General features: G+C 68.8%; 13 protein-coding genes and 1 pseudogene. All 14 read right to left on the bottom strand.

What is annotated here, in order from left to right; all coding sequences use genetic code 11:
• Window position 1: 1 nt before the first annotated feature.
• Window positions 2-868: a class I SAM-dependent methyltransferase gene (locus tag BQ8420_RS31005; RefSeq protein WP_200816164.1), complete on the bottom strand. Its 867-nt coding sequence runs from the start codon at window positions 866-868 to the stop codon at window positions 2-4.
• Window positions 861-6,578, bottom strand: coding sequence for a non-ribosomal peptide synthetase (locus BQ8420_RS31000; RefSeq protein WP_087104092.1), 5,718 nt, complete (start codon window positions 6,576-6,578; stop codon window positions 861-863). Before BQ8420_RS31000 ends, BQ8420_RS31005 begins: the two co-directional genes overlap by 8 nt.
• A gap of 66 nt (window positions 6,579-6,644) precedes the next feature.
• A complete protein-coding gene (locus BQ8420_RS30995) occupies window positions 6,645-6,863 on the bottom strand; it encodes an MbtH family NRPS accessory protein (protein WP_087104090.1) in 219 nt (72 codons plus the stop codon).
• Entirely contained in the window at window positions 6,847-10,245 is a 3,399-nt protein-coding gene (locus BQ8420_RS30990) for a non-ribosomal peptide synthetase (protein WP_160049507.1), read from the bottom strand. Before BQ8420_RS30990 ends, BQ8420_RS30995 begins: the two co-directional genes overlap by 17 nt.
• A 28-nt stretch (window positions 10,246-10,273) precedes the next feature.
• Complete coding sequence (locus tag BQ8420_RS30985) at window positions 10,274-11,074, bottom strand: phytanoyl-CoA dioxygenase family protein (protein ID WP_087104086.1); 801 nt, start codon at window positions 11,072-11,074, stop codon at window positions 10,274-10,276.
• Window positions 11,075-11,179: 105 nt separating this feature from the next.
• Window positions 11,180-12,127, bottom strand: coding sequence for a TauD/TfdA family dioxygenase (locus BQ8420_RS30980; RefSeq protein ID WP_160049505.1), 948 nt, complete (start codon window positions 12,125-12,127; stop codon window positions 11,180-11,182).
• An 815-nt stretch (window positions 12,128-12,942) separates the two neighbouring features.
• Window positions 12,943-13,713, bottom strand: coding sequence for a hypothetical protein (locus BQ8420_RS30970; RefSeq protein ID WP_087104082.1), 771 nt, complete (start codon window positions 13,711-13,713; stop codon window positions 12,943-12,945).
• A 170-nt stretch (window positions 13,714-13,883) separates the two neighbouring features.
• The gene (locus BQ8420_RS30965) at window positions 13,884-15,137 is read right to left on the bottom strand and encodes a cytochrome P450 (protein ID WP_087104080.1); all 1,254 of its coding nucleotides are present in this window, start codon (window positions 15,135-15,137) and stop codon (window positions 13,884-13,886) included.
• 103 nt (window positions 15,138-15,240) lie between these two features.
• Window positions 15,241-16,485 carry a cytochrome P450 gene (locus BQ8420_RS30960; protein ID WP_087104078.1) on the bottom strand — a complete coding sequence of 415 codons (1,245 nt, stop codon included), beginning with the start codon at window positions 16,483-16,485 and terminating at the stop codon, window positions 15,241-15,243.
• Entirely contained in the window at window positions 16,485-17,717 is a 1,233-nt protein-coding gene (locus BQ8420_RS30955; protein WP_087104076.1) for a cytochrome P450, read from the bottom strand. Before BQ8420_RS30955 ends, BQ8420_RS30960 begins: the two co-directional genes overlap by 1 nt.
• Window positions 17,714-18,340 (bottom strand): ATP/GTP-binding protein, encoded by a 627-nt coding sequence (locus BQ8420_RS30950; protein ID WP_087104074.1) that lies wholly within the window; start codon window positions 18,338-18,340, stop codon window positions 17,714-17,716. The genes BQ8420_RS30955 and BQ8420_RS30950 overlap by 4 nt, the downstream gene beginning before the upstream one ends.
• Complete coding sequence (locus BQ8420_RS30945; protein ID WP_087104072.1) at window positions 18,321-18,680, bottom strand: DUF742 domain-containing protein; 360 nt, start codon at window positions 18,678-18,680, stop codon at window positions 18,321-18,323. Before BQ8420_RS30945 ends, BQ8420_RS30950 begins: the two co-directional genes overlap by 20 nt.
• Window positions 18,677-19,075 (bottom strand): roadblock/LC7 domain-containing protein, encoded by a 399-nt coding sequence (locus BQ8420_RS30940; RefSeq protein WP_087104070.1) that lies wholly within the window; start codon window positions 19,073-19,075, stop codon window positions 18,677-18,679. The genes BQ8420_RS30945 and BQ8420_RS30940 overlap by 4 nt, the downstream gene beginning before the upstream one ends.
• Window positions 19,075-19,275, bottom strand: a pseudogene (locus BQ8420_RS30935) (ATP-binding protein); the annotation flags it as partial. The pseudogene BQ8420_RS30935 and the gene BQ8420_RS30940, both read right to left, overlap by 1 nt.

The raw sequence follows: 19,275 nt of genomic DNA, 5'->3' as shown, positions 1-19,275 counted from the left end.
GTCACTTCACCGCCCTGACAACGCACATTCGATCACTCCACCAGTATTCGCAGTCGTCCGGTGGCCGCAGGCCGCTCACCACCTCGACACCGAACGAGGAGAAGTAGCGCAGTAGGCACCTCTGGTGCCGACGGCTCAGCGAGTCCTCCTCGTTGGTGTAGTAGGTGAAGATCCCGCCCTTCCTGAGGTGGGCGGAGGCCACCGGGAAGAAGCTCTCCGCCACCGTGGAGTCGCGCAGCACGTACTGGTCGAACTCGCGCTCGCTTGTGGGAAAGGCGTCCCAGATCATCCCGTCGAACAACCCCAGCCGCGGACAGCGTTCCTGCCAGCTGCCGTGGAGGATCTCGATGTCCGATCCCGGCGGCCGCCGTTCCGCCCAAGCGCGGGCCACCTCGGCGACCTCGGCGTTGAATTCCACGATGGTGTGCGACCGGACACCGAGGTCCTCGATGAAGGTTGCGGAGAGCCCCAGCCCGAACCCCACTTCCAGGACGTCCCCGCGGCCTTCGGTCACCACTTCCGCCAGTCTGAGCATGAGAGGGATCTCCCAGTTCTGCATCACCTGTTGGCCCTCGATGAGGAGTTCGTCCCCGGTGTAGGTAGCGGTGCTGCGGGACCACTCCCCCGACTCGATCTCGTCACGAGTGGCTCCGCCGACGTACTCGGGGGCGACCATGTCCAGGTGGCGTAGTTGCTCCAGTAGTTCGTTGACGGCGCGGTTGATCACCCAGTGGCGTTGTTCGGCTCTGGGCGCCGCGACATAGGAGTCCCGCGTGAAGTCCAAGGAGAGCGACAGGTCGCGGTGTCGCCGCAGGATGTTCGCGGCGTAGGGGATCGGCTCCGGTCGGCCGGTTTCGGTATCAGTCATTGCCCTGCTCCACCAGTTCCAGCGCGGCCAGGGCTGCGGCCCTGGCCTGGGGGTCATGTGCGGTGAGTGCGCCGATGACAAGGTCCTCCAACGCGGCGCGGTCGCTCGTGTCGGCAGGGTCGCGGACCTCGACGACGACCGCCTCCCGCACGCCGGGGACGGCCTCGACCACCTGGACGATCTCCGACGGTTCCACTCGGACACCGGAGATGTTGGTCTGGTCGTCGAGTCGGCCGAGGAAGTCGAGGGAGCCGTCGGCCCTGACCCGGGCCGCGTCTCCGGTGCGGTAGATCAGTCCGTGGCCGTCGGTGCGCAGGAAACGGCGCCGTGTCGCGGCGGGGGCGCCGAGGTAGCCGCGGCCCACACACGCTCCGCCGAGAAAGAGTTCGCCGCGCAGCCCCAAGGGGACGGGGGCCAGGTTCTCATCGAGGACCAGCGCGGTGGTGTTCTGGATGGGCTTGCCGATGGGGACCCGGTGCAGGGGTTCGGAGCCGAGTTCGTACTGGACGGACCCAATCCCGGCTTCCGTCGGTCCGTACAGGTTGAACATCCGGGCGGACAATCCGAGCCCTCGCACGGCGCGGACGACCGCGGGTGTGCACTCCTCGCCGCCCACCACCACGATCCGCAGGCCGTCGAGGTCCGCGTGCCGCTCCGGTCGCGCGGCCACGTGGTCCAGCAGGTTCCGGAACAGGCCGGGCACCATGTCGATGGTGGTGATCCGGTGCCGGGCGATCATCTCGCACAGGGCGCCCGGGTCGGCCTGGAGGGACACGGGGCCGACGACCGTGGTGCCCCCATTGACGAGGGGCCAGAAATACTCCCACACACAGCTGTCGTAGTGCGGTGGTGTGGTCTGTAGTACCGCGCGGGCGGCCTCGGTGCCGAACTCGCGGTCCATCCAGTCCAGGCGATTGGCCACAGCCCGGTGGCGGTTGATCGCTCCCTTGGGGCGGCCGGTACTGCCGGACGTGTGGAGCACGTACATCGCCGCGTCCAAGTCGGTGTCGGACCACTCCCGCACGGAGACCGGGATGTCGTTCCGTCCGGGAGGGGACGGCACGGGGACCGGTTCCGTTCCGTGCTGTACTCCCCCGTCCGACTCCCTTCTCACCAGGCGATACGGTGCGCCCAGATCCTCCAGGGTCGTTCGGACGCGCGGATCGGGCCAGTCCGGGTCGATCGGCACGAAGGCCGCCCCCAGGGAGTTCACGGCCAGCATCGACGCCACCATGTGGGCGCCACCGCCCATGTGGAGGGGAACGAAGTCCGGTACGGCACCGCGAGCGGTGATCTGCGCTGCGATGCGATCGGCCCAGGCGACCAGCGCCCGATAGTCGAATTCTCGGGTACCGTCGATCACCGCGACCCGGTCGGGGTGCCGTTCAGCGACGCGGCGGACCACCGTGTGCACCAACTCCAGAGCTGACTGGTCCACGGTGGGGCCCGCCAGCGAAGAGGGAGAGAACGGGACGGAAGAGGGGTCACCGGCTCTGCGCTCGGGGTCGGAGAGCACGTCCCCGAGCAGGTTCAGGAACCGGTCGCGCATCGCGTCGACCACTCGTGTGTCGAACAGGTCGGTGCTGTAGCAGAAGTGCGGAAGCGGGGACCCGTCCTCGTCCGTGCGCACGATGAGGGACAGGTCGACGGTGGAGCTCGGTTCATCGGCGTCGATGGGAACGGCCTCGTGTCCGTGGAGTTCCAGGCCAAGGGACTCCTCGGGTTCCAGTATGACCATCGTCTGGAACAGAGGGTTCCCCGTGGCGTCGCGTGATCCCCCAACGAGCTCGGCAATGCGCTGGAGCGGCACACTCTCGGCGTTCTGCGCCTCCATCAGTACCCCGGCGGTCCTGGTGACGAACTCCGTCACCGTCGGGTTATCCCGCAGGTCCAACCGGATCGGCAGAGTGTTGACGAAGAATCCCACAATGGCCTCGGACTCGGCTGTGGGCCTGTTGGCGCTGGGCACCCCAACGACGACCTCACGCGATCCCACCTCTCGGGCCAGGAACAACCCGAACATCGACAGCCAGAACTGGTAGGGCGTGACCCCCTCCCGAACGATGAGGCGTTGGGCCCGTCGCGCGAACCGTTCCGGCAACGGGATGGACACCCGTGCCCCCCGACCGCTACGGATCGCGGGGACAGGTGCGTCCAGGGGGAAGGTGCTCCGAGGGGGAAGGTCGCGCAGGAGCCCTCGCCAAAAGGTTTCGTTTTCCCGACGCGCGTGCTCCTGTTCGGGCTCGCGCTCCCACACGCTGTGGTCCAGGTAGCGCACTGGTAGGGGGGCCGGCTCAACACGGGCACCGACGAGTTCGGCGGCGTAGGCTCGGCTGAACGACTCGAAAAAGGGCCGCAGCGACCATTCGTCGATCACCGCGTGGTGCAGTGCGAAGACCAACCGGGTACGGGCTCCCTCGATGTGCGACCACCCGAGCCGGAAGACCTCTGCGGCAGCCAGGTCGAACGGTGCGGCGACAAAGGCCCGTTCCGAGGCGGACAGGGCATTCTCCAGCGGCCTCTCCCCGGGAACCGCGATGAGTTCGCGCACCTCCGGGAGACGGTCGGTGATGGTCTGGCGCAGGGCCCCGTCCACTTGGTGCAGGGCGGTCCTCAGCACGGGGTGCTCCCGGGCCACGGCCCGCACTGCTCCGGCCAGCGCGGCGGGGTCCGCCGGGCCCTGCACGGTGAACGCGAACGAGCTGTTGTAGGCGGTGGAACCGGGATGGAGGCGGTTCAGGAACCACAGCCGCTCCTGGGCGTGGGAGGCGGGGCCGCTCGTCGCGGTTCCCGGACGGGGGCCGTCCACCGCAGACACCCGGAGCGAGCCGGTGCGTCGGGCCGCGACCAGCGCGGAGAGCCCGGTGACGGTGGGCTCCGCGAAGAAGTCCTTCGCGGAGAGTTCCACACCATACGTCCGGCGCACCCTGGTCAGGATCCGAGCCATGTTCAGGCTGTTTCCGCCCAGATCGAAGAAGTCGTCGTGGACGCCGACCTCCTGACCGCCCAGGGCGACCTGCCACACCTCGGTGATCTCGGCCTCGATCGCGGACCGGTGATCGGGGTTCCCGCGCACGGAGGACTCTTCGGGCGCCCCCGGGGTCCCGGGGAGGTCGGACTCCGCGATGTCGACCATTCGGTAGTCGGCGGGCCACGACTGCCGGGGCAGAGCGGTGCGCACCCGTTCGATGATGGCCGAGACCAGGCCGCGACGGTGCCGTTCCCCCGGGTTGTTGGCCGCGGGCAGGCCCGAGGAACGGTGGCCGGCGAGCAGGGCCGCTTCGGCCGCCTCCTTGTCTCCGTCCCGGTGGAACACGATGTCACGCCGACAGGGCCCGGACCGGCCGGGGGTGGCCCGGACCCGAACGCCGAAGGGCTCCAGATCGGCGGCCAGAGTAGGGGCCCGATACCCGACGGAGGGGACGTCCACACCGGCCTCGGCCAGTCCCGGAAGCCTGATGTCCGCCAAGGGCACGTCCCTGACCAGTAGCGGCCTTCCAGGGACGACCCGGTCAGCCAGGGCGGCGGCGATCATGGCGCTGTCGGTGCGATCCGCTACCGAGACCCGATCCGCGCCGGCCGCAGGCGCGTGGTCCAGGTGGAGGAGTGCGTCGAACCGGAAGAGCCCCATCTCGCTGTCGGTCACATCCTTGGCGTCGACCCGGACCCGGACCGGGCGGTCGTCCAGCTCCCCGATCGCCGCGAAGTACCCAGGGGAGAGAAGCAGCTCACCCTCGTCCAGTTCGGCCCCCTCCGGACGCCCCCTGCGGACCCACCGGTGGTAGTCGCCGGAGTGGTCCAGGTTGCGGACGTCCCCGACGAACAGCGTGGCTCCGGGCACCGTCCGCGCGGCCGCGGTGGTCAGGACCGCGTGCAGCCGGTCGGCGGCGATGAAGTGCTGGACGACGGAGTTCAGCACCACCAGGTCGAACTCTTCCTCCATCTGGTCCAGAGCGTCGGAGATGTCGGCCTCGACGAACACCGGTTCCAGGCCGGAGGCGAGGGCCACCGCGTTCTCTCGAAGGCGGCCGATCGCCTCCGAGGAGAAGTCCACACCCACATAACGCTCGATGTGCGGGGCCAGGGCGTGCAGGATCATGCCGGTACCGCAGCCCAGGTCCAGGACACGGCGCGGCCGCAGCTCTAGCAGCCGGGCCGCGGTGTCGTCCCGCCAGGAGCGCATGGCGTCCTCGCCGATCAGGGAGCTGTCCCTGGCGCTGAACCATCCGGTCGCGTCGAGCCCGGCCGTCCGGTCATGGCGCTCCGACCCGGAGTAGATCGCGTCGTAGACGTCCCGCCAGCCCGCCCGAACCTGCTTCTCTTCGTCCACCTCGACCATCACCTCCGCGATGAGCCGGGCCCCGGGTTCGTCGCTGTCCAGGCCTACCCGAGCCGAGCACACACCGGGTGTCCCGACGATGACCTCCTCGACGTCGGCGGGATCGACGCTGAAGCCGTGCACCTTCAACGTGCGGTCGAGTCGGCCGTGGTAACGCAACCGCCCGTCCTGGTCGACGCTCACCCGATCCCCCATCCCGTACATCCGGGTTCCGGGGACGTCGGAAAAGGGATCCGGTACGAACCGGCGCGCGGTCGCCCAAGGGTCGCCGTCATAGCCGAGCGCGGTGACGTCACCGCTCATGTAGAGCTCGCCGGCCTCCCCCGGGGCCACAGGATTCAGGTCCGGGTCCAGGACGTAGCACGTCACCCCGGGCATGGGCCGGCCGACAACCCCGCCCGGTTCGGGTGCGCCCCCGGTGATCGGGCCCTCCACGACCGTGGTAATGCTGGTCTCGGTCGACCCATAGAGGTTGTACAGCGGAGTCCGCATCCCGGGCAGGGCGAGCCACCGACGCACGTCCTTCTCCGGAACCTCCTCGCTGCCTACCCCCACCGCGACCAGCCCTGCGTGGGGTGGCGGCACGTCACCGGCCTCGATCGCCTCCGACCAGAGTCTCCAGAAGGAGGTCGGCAGGTCCACGAAACCGACCCGGAAGCGGTCGACGTACTCCGCGAAACGGACGATGTCGGAGCGGTGTTCAACGGGCAGGGTCACCACCGGAGCGCCCACGGCCCAGGCCGTGTGGATCTCCTCCAGCGAGATATCGATCGTGGCGGAGGTGAACTGGAGGACTCGCGAGTGGGAGTCCAGCCCGAGTCGCCGCGCGAACCGTCGGCAGTGCGCGGCCAGGGACCCGTGGGCGGTCACCACCCCCTTGGGTGGCCCGCTGGAGCCCGACGTGTGGGCGATATAGGCGGCTTCCGCGCCCCCTGGAACACGGTCCGGGCGCCAGGGAACCCCTTCGGGGTCGGCCAGGACCCGGTGGACGCTCAGGACGTGCGGAATCCCCAGCTCCGCCGATGCCGCCGCCGTCTGCTCGCAAGTGACCAGCGCGAACCGCACCGGACCGCGGGCGACGACGTGTCGGTTCCGCTCGGTCGGCCACTCGGGGTCCAGCGGCACATGGATCGCACCGGCGCGAAGGACCGCGAGTGTGATCACGGGGAAGGTGGTGTCCCGTTCCCCGAGGAACACCACACGCTCGCCCCAACGAAGACCGGCACGGTACAGGGCGCCGACGAGGAGGTCTGCCATCGCGTCGACCTCACGGAAGGTGTGTTCCGTGTCGGGGCCGATGATCGCGACGGAATCGGGAGTGGTCGCGACGGTCTCGGCGAACGATTCCGTCACCGAAGTGCACGGCTGCATGAAGGGGGTCCTCTCTGGGCGCTGAGTCGTCGACGCGCCGGCGTCAACGCCGGTCGGCACGCCGCTCTACCGTTCCTCGGGCCGGGCCGAGCGCGGTCGCATGTCCGTCCAGACCCGTTCGATATGGTCCAGGCACTCCTCATAGTCGCCCTGGAACCCGGCATCGTCCCAGCCCACAGGGCGGGGGCGGTCGGTACGCCACACCGAGTACTGCTCCTCGTGGTTCACCACCACGGAGTGGGTCGGGACCCCCTCCACGGAGGCGGCCTCACGTGCGGTCGTCATCAGTGGCTCCAATCTCGTCGATCAGCGCGAGCAGGCGTGCGTTCCGCGTCGCGGAACTGTTGGCCGCAGCGTCGGACTCCTCGTTCGGAACCGTCCTCTGTTCCGGAGGCCCGGGTTGAGGAAGCCCGGATCGAAGGGGCGCGATCCATCGCGCGGCGCGCGCCAACCGCAGCGGGGTGCGTTCCTCGAACACCGGGCGCAGGAGGATCTCGACCCCGTGGGATGCGGCCAGGACCCACACGAGCCGGTTCGCCTTGAGGGAGTGGCCGCCCAGGGAAAAGAAGTCCTCCTCTTCACCTACCTCCGACCGGCCCAGGACCTCGGCCATCGCGGTGCGGATCGCCCCCACCAGCGGGTCAGAGGACGGGGCGGCGCGGTCCCCTCGCACGTCCGCCGTGCCCTCGTCCCAGTCGGGTACGGGCAGTTCGCGCTGATCGACCTTGCCGTTGGCGGTGAGGGGAAGGCGCCGCAGCGGGATCAGCACCGAGGGGAGCATGTAGGAGGGCAGCCGGCCCCGCATGTGCAGGAGCAGGGCCTCGCGCGCCCGCTCGCGCCGGTCTCCGTCGAGGACCGTGTCCGGGTCGGTGGGCACCCAGTAGCCCACGATGACGGCCTCACCGCCTCGGGAGTCGCAGCGCACGAAACCGCCGGCCACACAGGGAGCCTCGTCCAGCACAGAGCGCACCGCCTCCAGCTCGACACGGAACCCCCGGATCTTCACCTGGCCGTCATTCCGCCCCAGGTATTCCAGGTTCCCGTCAGGCAGATACCTCGCCAGGTCACCCGTGCGATACATCCGTGCCCCCGGCTCCTCTGAGAAGGGATCGGGGACGAAGGTCCCGGCCGTGACCGCGGGCATCTTCGAGTAGCCCTCGGCCAGTCCGGGGCCACTGATGAACACTTCCCCGACGGAGCCCACCGGTACCCGGCGGCCGACCTGGTCGAGCAGCCTGACGCGTGTGTGCCCGATGGGCCGTCCCACGGGTAGCCAAGTACTCCACTCCGAGGGGTCATCGGGGGCCCAGTACACCGTGGCGACGTGCGTTTCGCTGGGCCCGTACTCATTGTGGAGCGCGGCCCCCGGCACACGCCGTAGAGTCTCCCGCAGTGCCTCGGTCACCACGAGCTGCTCGGACCCGGAGATGAGGGCGCGCAGCGAACGCGGGACGACGCCCTGGGCGTGAGCGCTCTCGGCGGCCTCGATCACCACTGGGGCAGGTGCGAACAACCGCTCGATCCGTTCCCGGTCGACCAACCGCATCAGGTCGTGCACGGCGTCGCGCTGGGCCTGATCGATGAGGACCAGGGTGCCGCCGACGGTCAACGTCCCGAAGATCTCTTGGAGGGAGACGTCGAACCCGAGGGATGCGAACTGGAGGGTACGGCTACCCTCGCCGAGGTGCGGGTAGTGCCGCCGCTGCCAACCGATGAGGTTCCAGGCCGCCCGGTGCGACATGCGGATACCCTTGGGTGCCCCAGTGGACCCAGACGTGTAGGTGACATAGGCGACGTCGGCGACCGACCTCCCCCGCCCTTCGGCCGGCTTGTCCTTCGAACCATCGTCGGGACCGGTCCCCGACGAGGTGGGATCCGTCTCCCACGGCTCGGGCACGGGTACCGGCCGGGCACCGAACTCGGACCATGGCCCCCCGCCCTCCGCGCCGGTGAGGACCACGGACAGGCCGGTGTCGGAGACCATGTGCGCCAGTCGGGCATGGGGGTGGTCCGGATCCAGTGCCACGTAATGGGCGCCGACCCTCAGGATGCCCAGCACGGCGGCGATCATCCCCACCGACCGGTCGACGGCGACGCCCACCGCGTGTCCCCTTCGGACACCGTGGTCGAGCAGCGCGCGCGCCACCGAGGCAGTGTGCGCGGCCAGTTCGGCGTACGTGCAGGAGTGGTCCCCGTGTTCGAGGGCTGTGCGCCCGGAGTGAGCGGTGGCCGCATCGGCGAAGGCGGCGAACAGGTGGTGGAACTCCTCGGGCTCCGGTCGCGGTGCCCTCCCCCACAGTTCCAGGGAGCGCAGCTCCTGTGCGTCCGGAAGGGAGATGTCGCGCAGAGGCCGTGAGGGGTCGGCGCTCACCGCGTCGAGCAGCCCCGCGTAGTGCCGTGCCATGCGCTCCATCGTCTGCTCGTCGTACTGCGCGGCATCGAATTCCAGCGCGACCGACGTCCCCGCATCGGAGAAGGAACAGAAGAGCGCCAGGTCGAATTTGGCCCACCGGGACAGGGATTCGGTCCGTTCGGTCTTCGCACGGGGCAGGTGCAGCTCCTCCCCGTCGGCCTCCTCCGAAGCGAACCAGACCGAGAACAACCGCGAGGACGGATCCGCTCGCCCGGCGGCCAGGTGGCGGGCCACCTCCTCGTGGGAGACCCGATCGTGTTCGAGGCAGTCGAAGAGGGTCTCACGCACCATGGTGAGCAGGGCCGAGAAGGAGAGTCCGGGGTCCACCGCCGCCCGGACCACCACCGTGTCGAGGAGGTAACCGACCAGGTGCTGTGTTGCGGGGTCCGACCGCTGAGTCACGGGTGTTCCGACCAGGACGTCGTCCTGACCGGAGTACACGCCGACGAGGGCGGCCCAGGCGGCCAAGTGGGTGACGAAGTCCGTGCACCCGTGCGCGGCGGCGAGTTCGCGCACACGCCGCGCAGTGTCCACGTCCAGCCGAGTGTGCGCCGTGCCCACGGGGCGGGGCAGGTGGGTATCCCTTGAGGCGCCCTCGCGGGAGCGGCGCGGAAGTTCCAGGAACTCCGGTGCGTCCCGGAGCGCCTCCTCCCACCATGCGAGGTCCCTGTCGCGGGCGACCGGGTCGATCTTTCGAGAGCGCAGGACCGCGTAGGCGGCGGTGGGTCCGGGTGGGGAGGTCGGCCCGTCCGCCGTCCACCTCCGGTACTCCTCGGAGATCTCGTCGAGGAGGATCCGCGACGACCAATCGTCGAAGACCATGTGATGGACCACCAGGCACAGGAAGTACTCATCCGGGATGTCCTGCGACTCCGCGATCAGGGCGCGGAACGGGGCCTCCCGGGTAAGGTCGAACGGACGGTTCGCCACCTCCTCGATCCGACTCCGGACCTCCTCTGACGGGCCCGCGAACCGAACGGTGTCCGGGATCGGGGGCGTGTCCGGTACAGCGCCGACGACCTCGCCTCCACGCTCCAGGACCGTCATCCCCAGGACCTCGTGCCGCAAGACCACCGCGCTCACTGCGTCGGCCAGGGCCCCCGGGTCGAGGTCACCGGTAATGCGGTAGGCGATCGCCACGTTGTAGGCCGCGCCCGCTCCCATGCGCTCTTGGAGCCAGATCCCCTGCTGCCCCGGAGTCAGGGGGGTCTCGGTGACGGTGCGACCGTTCCCATGGCCGGTCATCTGCATCATCCCTCGCGGTTTGTGGTGCGGACGGGGCTCAGGGGTCGAGAAGGGACGAGCCATGGACCACCTCGGCCAAGGGCGAGAAATCACGTGCGGCAACGAACTCCGGGCGTGGACGGGGCACCTCGCTCAGCGGATTGTCCGTGCTGTTGTAGCTCACGAACAGCATGCGGCGGTCGTGTGGCGACATGTTCGCGGTCGACGCGTGCAGGATCGTGCAGTCGAACATCAGCACGGAACCGCGTTTCCCCTTCGGTGCCACGATCCGTGATCCCCGCGTGGAGTCGGCGAGGGTGCCGGCGCTGATCCGGTAGCGCAGCCGGGCGGCCAGGGTGCTCTCCCAGGTGCCCTCGCCCACGGGATCGGCGTCGTACAGGTCCTCCCGGTGAGAGCCGGGAACGACCATGAGGGGCCCGTTGAACTCGGTGACGTCGTCCAAGAAGATCCCGAAGTTGACCGCGCGGGGTTCCGGCATCCCGTCCTCCTCCTTCCAGAAGAGGAAGTCCTGGTGCCACTCCCAGACCTCACCCACCAGAGCGCGTTTGGCGTTGATCTTGAACTGGTGGACGTACACCGGGCTGCCGAGGACCTGCCGGGCGGGCTCCAGGAGCCGGCGTACCCGGACGAGGCGGTCGAAGAACGGGACGGTCAGGTGCGCACCGTGATGGCCGCGTACCTCGCCCGACTCCGACTCCCGGATGAGTTCGGGTGAGTCGACGGAGGCGACCTTCTCGAATTCACTGACGCAGCGACCGATCTCTGCCTCAGAGAACAGGTTTTCCAGCAGGAGGTATCCGTCTTCGCCGTACTTCTTGATCTGCTCTTCACTGAGCATAAAACCTCGCATTGATCGATTCATCGCCGCCCCCGAAAACAAAAAGTATGACATTTCCCGGAAATCAGGAAAATCATGACTCGTAGGACATCGTTCTCTTCGACTCTAGGACTCGATCCCTTTGATGATTCTGCTCCGGGGCCCGGATCTCCCACTCCTCGTACGCCGGAGGTCGGTCACCAGATTGACGCGTTTGAGCCATCTGTCGCTGCCGTCGAAACGGGGCTTGAAGGGTCTGCGCCCGTGTACCGCGTTCCGGTTGTCGATAAAGCACACATCGCCCGACTCCAGACGCAGGTCGTAGACTCCGTCGTCCAGCGCCCGGACGAGTTCGTCCAAGGCTTCCGCCGCACCCTCCACCCCGGCAAGCGGCCTGGTGAAGTCACGGTCGATCCGCAGGACCCGGGCGCCGGCCTCTTCACCCAGCAGGGCCACCGGGCGGATCCCGGAGTCATCCTCAGCGGTGTGCGCGTCGTCAGGTCTGATGAGGAAGTACCTCCGCCCCAGAAGTTCCAGTGTGCGCGCGGAGAGCTGCTCCGAACGGACCGAGGACAGGGTCGTGGCCGCCCCTTCGGCCCCCCGCAGGCACATCAGTCCCACGTGGTCGGCGCGATGCTGAGAGAAGGCGTCCTCGGTGTGCCAACCCAGCTCTGCGACGCTCGACGAGCTGACCAGGGAATGTTCGGAGCCACGACTGGGCAGGACGTCGGTGACGATTCTGGCGTCCTGCTGCGACTCCCAGCCGATCACCTCGCCCACAAGGGCCGACAGGAGCAACAGGGCACAGGAGTAGGTCGCCGAGGCCGGGTTCTCCGCCTGCCGCCAGTGTTCCGGCGTCGGACCCAAAGCGCCCTGTTCGACGTGGTACCCCCGAACGAGGACGGCGTGCAGAGAGTCCCGCAGGGAGGATTCGTACAGGAACTCCCGCACCCTGCGCGGAAGGCCGTGCGCGGCGAGCACCACCTCGGTCGACGGCAGCGGTTCCCCGCCGCCCTTGTAGGAAAGAGCGAGATTCCTCGCTGTCTCGTGGATCTCACGAACCTCTTCGGACAAAAGGCCCAGAACGGCTATCTTCTCACACGGATAGGAGAAATTCCGCCCCACGCATCCTCCCATGAATACAATGATCAGAACACAGCATGGAATATATGACATCCGATTTAATCCTCGTCGAGACTAACCGGCACCCCCACCTGAACACAAGGGGTCAATAGGATTCACTTTGAGCAACGACGCGAACCCTTGGTAATCACTCCCGGTCGAGCGATAGGTTGATTCTCCGACCTTGATCAAACACTGGACTTTGACCGAATGCGGACATCAACCCTCCCCAAAACCAAAGAGGGCCTCTGCCACTCGGGATGCAGATCCGATTTGCCCTGATAGATGACCATCGAAGGGACCGGGCTGATCTCGATGCGCGGACGGCGTTCCACCTCTCTGAGGATCTCCCGGGTGAACCCGGCCCCGCCACCGGCCCTCAGCACCAGGAACCGGAAGAACGCCCGCACGGAGAGTTTTCGGACCAGGCGAAGTAGCGGTGGGGATCGTGCCGGTGGCGTCACGCAGGCACAGGAGCAAGGCGGCCAGGGCGTTGGGCGTGGCCGGGCTCCGCATCCGTAGCACCCGGTGACCTCCGACCTCCACCACAGCGCCCCGGCCCTGAAGTGTCCCGGGTCACGGCCCGGCCGCCAAGGTATCGGCTCGTGCGTCCCACGACCCGAAGGTCCCATCATGCGGCCGTACTCGCAGGTCTCCGTGGGACAACCCGGTCATCGTGGCGGTCTCGCTCGGGCACGGGTGTCCTGTCGGTCGCCGCCACCGACTCGGAGCCGGTACCCAACGTGTTCTGCAGACGTGCAGGGCCCTCAGTCGATGGGGAATTCCAGGTGGACCTGGGAGGAGCACTCGGGCAGGCAACCGCCGATGGTGAGCTTGCCGCCGATGGGGGCGTCCGGGAAGTACAGGACCGCCTGGGTGGCGGTGCCTGCCGTCAGGGAGTACTCGCCCACGGCATCCTCCACGCGTGTGCGAACGCCCTCGGGGGTGGTGTAGCCGGCGCCGGGCAGGTCCAGGTCGACGTCGTCGACGGTGGTGAACTCGGCGGTGACCACCAGGGTGTCGTGGATGATGCTCTGGTAGGCGGTGAGCAGGACGGCGTCGACCCCCGCGGAGCTCGCCGCGACCCCGTGCCCGGTGACCATGCGCTCGCCCGGGTCCTGCCCCTCGACGTGGAACCCGGTCAGTAACCCGTCGTCCTCGGCGGTGAAGTCGGTGAAGTCCGCGCAGCCCTCCGACCCGGTGAGGCACATGCGGAATCCGTCGTCCAGGGGTTCCAGGGAGCCGTTGGCCAAGGGGTCGCCGGCCTCGGCGTGGGCGGCCGCCATCTGGGTGTGGTGACGCAGGTAGGTGTGGGCGGTGGAGTCCTCTTCGGTGAGCGTGAGTCCCTCGCGCATGCTCTCGGGGTCACCGAACCGGACCAGCGCCGTCATGTACTCGGCGGCTTCCTCGGGGTCGACGGCCTGCCCGGGGGCCGGCGCGGGTGCGGCTCCGGGTGCCGGGGCCATCCCCTGGAGGGGACCGCAGCCGGTGAGGAACAGCAGGGCGGTGGCCACCGCCGCCGTCGTCGTTCGTGACATGTCCGCGCACCCCCTCGGATACGACACTCGGACTATCGACCCTAGAGCGAAATGCAACTTCTTGTCTGTTTTCTACACTTTTTTAGGGTTTTGTGACTCCACCCTGGAACGCCCATGGCGTGGGCCGTCCGGGACGACGACCCACGCCGGGTCGAGGGTGATCCGTCTGGTCAGTTCCTCGGGCGCAGGACCACGGGGAACTCCTTGAGGCTGTTGGTGGACAGCGCCGCCACCACCACGAGTTCGGAGTCCGGGACGGCGAGCCGCAGGTCCGGGAACCGCTCGAACAGCATCGGCAGGATGACGCGGGCCTCCAGCCGGGAGAGCGGGGCGCCCGGGCAGATGTGCGGCCCGTACCCGAAGCTGATGTGGCGGCCCTCGGTGCGGGCGGGGTCGAACACGTGCACGTCGTCGCCGAACTCGGCGCGGTCCCGCGTGGCCGCTCCGTAGTGGGTCAGCAACGCCTCGCCCTTCGCGATGGTCCGCCCGGCCACCTCGACGTCCTCGGTGGCGAAACGGAACATCATGACGTTGTTGGGCGGGTCGAAACGCAGGGTCTCCTCGATGACCTGGTCCCAGCTGATCTCACCCTCGCGGAGCAGGGCGTGCTGTTCGGGGTGGTTCAGCAGCGCGCGCACCACGTTGGTGAGCAGGTTGACGGTGGTCTCGTGCCCGGCGGCCACCACCGTCAGGAGGGTGATGACGACCTCCATGTCGCTGAGGCCGTCCTCGCCCTCCGTTCCGGCGCGGAGGAGGTCGGCGGTGAAGTCGTCGCACTGGTCCAGGTTCGCCTTCTTACGGGCGACGACGTCGGTGAAGAACTGGAACAGGGCACCGTAGATCTCGATGTGCTCGCCCGGCTCGGTGGTGCCGGAGAAGAGCTTGGCGTACATCTGTCCCAGGTGGACGTACTCGTCCTCCTCGATTCCGTACAGCTCTCCGATGACGCCCATGGGCACCTTGAAGGTCAACCTCGACTTCAGGTCCTGGGGTTCGTGGGCCCCTTCCTCCAGGGCGTCCAGGTAGCGGGTGGTCAAGCGCTCGATGCGCGGACGCAACCGCTCCACCCGGCGGGCGGAGAACGGACCGGCGGTGAGCGTGCGCAGCCGACGATGCGCCGCGCCGTCCAGGGCGAGCATGTTGGTGTCGTCGGTGGGGATGGTCGCCATCAGCGGCCACTCCTTGGTGACCACCCCGTTCTGGAGGTCGGCCCAGTGGTCGACGCTCTTGACCAGGCGTGGATCGTTGAGCGTGGCCCGGCTCGCCTCGTGGTGGGTGGTGGCCCAGGCCATGACACCGCCGGGCAGTTCCACCCGGGTGAGCGGGCCCTCCTGGTGGAGGCGTTCACGGTCGGCTTGTACGTCCTCGGGTACCGCGTGCAGGATCGGAACGCCGTCGGCGTTGTGCTGTACGGGGCAGGGCATCAGAAGTCTCCTCGGGGGATACGGGGGGTGAAGGTGACCGGCAGGGAGACCATTCCCCTGGCCCAGGGGGACGGGCGGGGAAAGCCGGGTCACGGGCGGTGGGTCAGGGGCGCAGCAGCACGGGGAGTTCCTTGAGGCTGTTCACCACGATGGAGGGGTGGTTCTCCAGTTCGGAGTCGTCGACGGCGAGCCGCAGGTCCGGGAAGCGCTCGAACAGCAGCGGAAGGGCGATCTGACCCTCCATGCGCGCCAGGTGCGAGCCCGGGCACACGTGCGGTCCGTAGCCGAAGGAGATGTGGCGGCCCTTGTCGCGGGTCAGGTCGAAGGTGTCGGGGTGCGGGTCCTCGCCGTGCTCGGCCCGGTCGCGGCTGATCGCGCCGTAGGAGGTCATCAGCGCCTCGCCCTTCTTGATGGTGACCCCGCCGATCTCCACGTCCTCGGTGGCGAAGCGGAACACCATGTTGGAGGTGGGCGGGTCGAAGCGCAGGGTCTCCTCCACCACCGCGTCCCAGCCGACCTCGCCCTTCTTGACCAGGTCGAACTGTTCGGGGTGGGCGAGCAGGGCACGGACGGCGTTGCACAGCAGGTTGACGGTGGTCTCGTGACCGGCGGCGACCACCACCTGGAGGGTTCCGCGGATCTCCAGGTCGCTGAGGAAGTCGCCGTTGTCCACCGCCTCGATCAGTTCGGTGGTGAGGTCGTCGGCCGGGTTCGCGCGCTTGTGGACGATCATGTCGTCGTAGTAGCGCTCCAACGTCTTGAACGTGTGCAGGAACTCCTGCGGCGCGGCGACGGTGCTGAAGAACTTCACGTACATGTCGCGGAGCCAGTCGTGCTCGGCGGCGTCCACACCGTAGAGCTCGCCGATCACGTTCATCGGCAGTTTGAAGGCGAACTCGCCCTTGAGGTCCAGGGGTCGATCGGCGTGGGGTTCGAGGGCGTCCAGCAGGCCCTTGGTGATCTCGTGCACGCGCGGGCGCAGGCGCTCGACGCTGCGCGCGGAGAACGCCTTGGCGGTGAGCAGACGCAGTCGCTTGTGCTCGGCCCCGTCGGTGCCGAGGAGGTTGGTGGAGGTGCGCGGGATGGTACTGATCAGCGGCCACGTCTCGGGGATACGGCCCTGCTGGTAGTCCTCCCAGTGGGCGATGTCCTTGACCAGGCGCGGGTCGGTGAGGGTGGCGCGGCCGACCTCGTGGTGGGTCACGGCCCACGCGGAGACACCGCCGGGCAGGTCGACACGGGTGATGGGGCCCGCGGCGTGCAGGAGTTCGCGTTCGGCGCGCAGGTTCTTGACGTAGGGGTCCAGAGTGAGGGCTCCGGAGGATCCGTGCTGTACCGGGCAGGACATCAGTGTTCTCCTCGTGGGGGTGCGGGGGTGAATGTGACGGGGAGGGACGCCACTCCTCGAATCCAAGGAGATGGGCGCCAGCGGAGTTCTCGGGCGGGTATGGCGAGCTCCAGGTCGGGCAGGCGGTCCATGAGGACCTCGATGCCGGTGATCGCGATGGCCTCGGCGATCTCCTGGGCGGGGTAGGGGCAGCGGTGCGCACCGTGCGAGAACGACAGGTGGGCGTGGTTACCGCGATCGCCGGCCTCGGTGTGCGTCGAACGCACGCCGGGGTCGTGGTTGGCGGCGGACAGACCCAGGAGCAGCATGTCGCCCGCGCGGATCGACGTCCCACCGAGTTCCACGTCGTGCACGGCGTACCGGGCCGCGTGGATCTGGGTCGGGGTGTCCTCCCACAGGACCTCGTTGAGGGCTTCGCGCGCGCTGCTGCGCGCTCCGACGAGCGAGGCCTCGAACCGGTCCTCGGTGAGCATCAGGCGCAGCGCGTTGCCCAACCACTCGGAGGTGGGCTGGTTGCCACCGCCCAGGACCACGATGAGTTCGGGAATGATCTCCTCGGTCGAGTACCCGGCGGGGTGGGCGAGCAGCCGTGAGACCAGGTCGGGTCCGGGGGCGGAACGGCTCCGGGCGACGATGCCGGCCATGAGGCCGATGAGGGCCTCTCGTGCCTTCATCGCGTCCGGGCCACCGTCGATCATCGTGGTCATGACCTCGGCGAGGTGGTCCGCGCCGGTGTCGTCGAGACCGTAGATCCAGCCCAGGGCCTGGGCGGGCAGCCTCGCCGTGTAGGCGGCCCGCAGGTCCACGCCGTCGGAGGCGCAGAACCCGTCGATGAGCCGATCAGCCATACGGGTGACGATGGCGCGCAGTTCGAGCTGGTCCACCGCCGCCAGGGCGTCGTTGACCGCCCGGGCCCGGCGTCGATGTTCCTCCCCCTCGGAGAAGAGGATGGTGGGGTTGCGCATGACCATGGGGCTCATCGGCCACTGGGGCGGCACCAGGTCCCAGGCGTTCCAGCGGGCGGAGCTGCGTTGGAACGCCCGGGTCTCGGTGAGGACGTGGTGGAGTTCGCGGTAGCCCACCACCAGCCAGGCGGGGACGTCGCCCTCCATGGTCACCGGGACCACCGGGCCGTATTCGGCGCGCATGGCCCGGTACAGACCGGCCGGGTCGCTTTGGAACTCGGGGCCGTGCAGGGGGACACGGCCCCGGGTGATCGGGCAGCCGCTCATCGTCGGCCCTCCTTCACCAGGGTGCGGACGTGTTCGACCAGGGCGATGAGCACCTGTTTGGTGGAGTCCCTCTCGCGGGCGTCGCAGCGCAGCAGGGGCACGGCCGGGTCCAGGTCCAGGGCGGCCCTCACGTCGTCCAAGGGGTGGTCGGCCTCTCCGAAGTCGTTGTGCGCCACCACGAACGGGGTGCCCTGGGCCTCCAGGCGATCGATGGCGTAGAAGCAGTCCTCCAGACGGCGCGTGTCCACGAGCACGACCGCGCCCAGGGCCCCGGAGAACAGGCGGTCCCACAGGAACCAGAAGCGTTGCTGTCCGGGCGCGCCGAACAGGTACAGGACCGAGGTGGCGTCCAGCGTGATGCGTCCGAAGTCGAAGGCGACGGTGGTGGTGCTCTTGCCCTCCACCCCTTGGAGGTCGTCCACCGACGCGCTCGCGCGCGTCATGGTCTCCTCGGTGGTCAGGGGCCTGATCTCGCTGACGGCACGCACCATGGTGGTCTTGCCGACCCCGAAACCGCCGACCACGGCGAGCTTCAGGGCCTGGGCGGCGCTGTCCGGAAGTGGGAGTTCCGGGGCGCCGCCGGTTCTGTCTGCGGGTACGGATTCAGAGGTCGTGGAGTGCAACGAGCACCTTCTCCAACACGTCCGGGGAGGTGAGCGGGGACGCCGGCGAGGGCGCGGGGGCCGGATGACGCGCGGTCACCCGACCGGTGTCGACGAGATCGGTGAGCAGGATGCGCACGACCGTCAGGGGCAGCCCCAGGTGGGCGGCGACCTCGACCACCGACAAAGGGCTCACGCACAGGCGCAGGATGTGGGCGTGCTCGGACTGCATCCCGGGCGTGGGCTCGCTCTCGGCCACGATGAGGGTCACCGCGTCCAGGGTCTCGTCGGCCCCGCCGCTGCGTCCGGCGGTGATGACGTAGAGCCGGTCCGGGCCCTCTTGCCTGGCCGAGAGACTCACGCGGTCCCGGCCCGGGTCGGGGTGGTCAGGTATTCGCTCATCTGCTCGACCAGCTCGCTCATGTTGTGGCCGACCAGGCCGGCGTCGGCCTCGTCGGAGGTGATGACGGCCAGGTGGGCGCCCTGGCCGGCCTCCACGATGAACAGCAGGCCGCCATAGAACTCGGTCATGGCCTGGCGGACCCCTCCTCCACCGTCGCCGAACTCCATCGAGGCGCCGTGGGCGAGGCTCTGGAGCCCGGCGGCGATCGCGGCGAGGTGGTCGGCACTGTCCGTGCCCAGGCCGGAGCTGTGGCACAGTTTGAGTCCGTCGCGGGAGAGCACGAGGGCGTGGCGGGTACCGGGCGTGCGTTCGAGGAGGCCTTCGAGCAGCCAGGTGAGCGTCTTGAGATCCATCAGGTGTCCTTGGGTGAGTCGGCCGGCCCGCGCACGGCGGAGCGGAAGGCGCCGAACCCCTTCGCCGCGGTGGAGGGACCGGTGTCCGCGGGGGCGGTCCGGGTGCGTTCGACGGCGGCGGCGAGGGTCCGGCCGCGTCGACGCTGGGGCAGTCCGTTCGCGAGCCGGGGCGCGGGCTCGTCGGTGGGGGCGGGCTCGTC

The sequence above is a fragment of the Nocardiopsis sp. JB363 genome (assembly GCF_900143625.1).
In the GTDB taxonomy this organism is placed as follows: Bacteria; Actinomycetota; Actinomycetes; order Streptosporangiales; family Streptosporangiaceae; genus Nocardiopsis.
The sequence above is the reverse complement of the archived record's forward strand: the minus strand, read 5'-3'. Positions and strand labels throughout refer to the sequence as shown.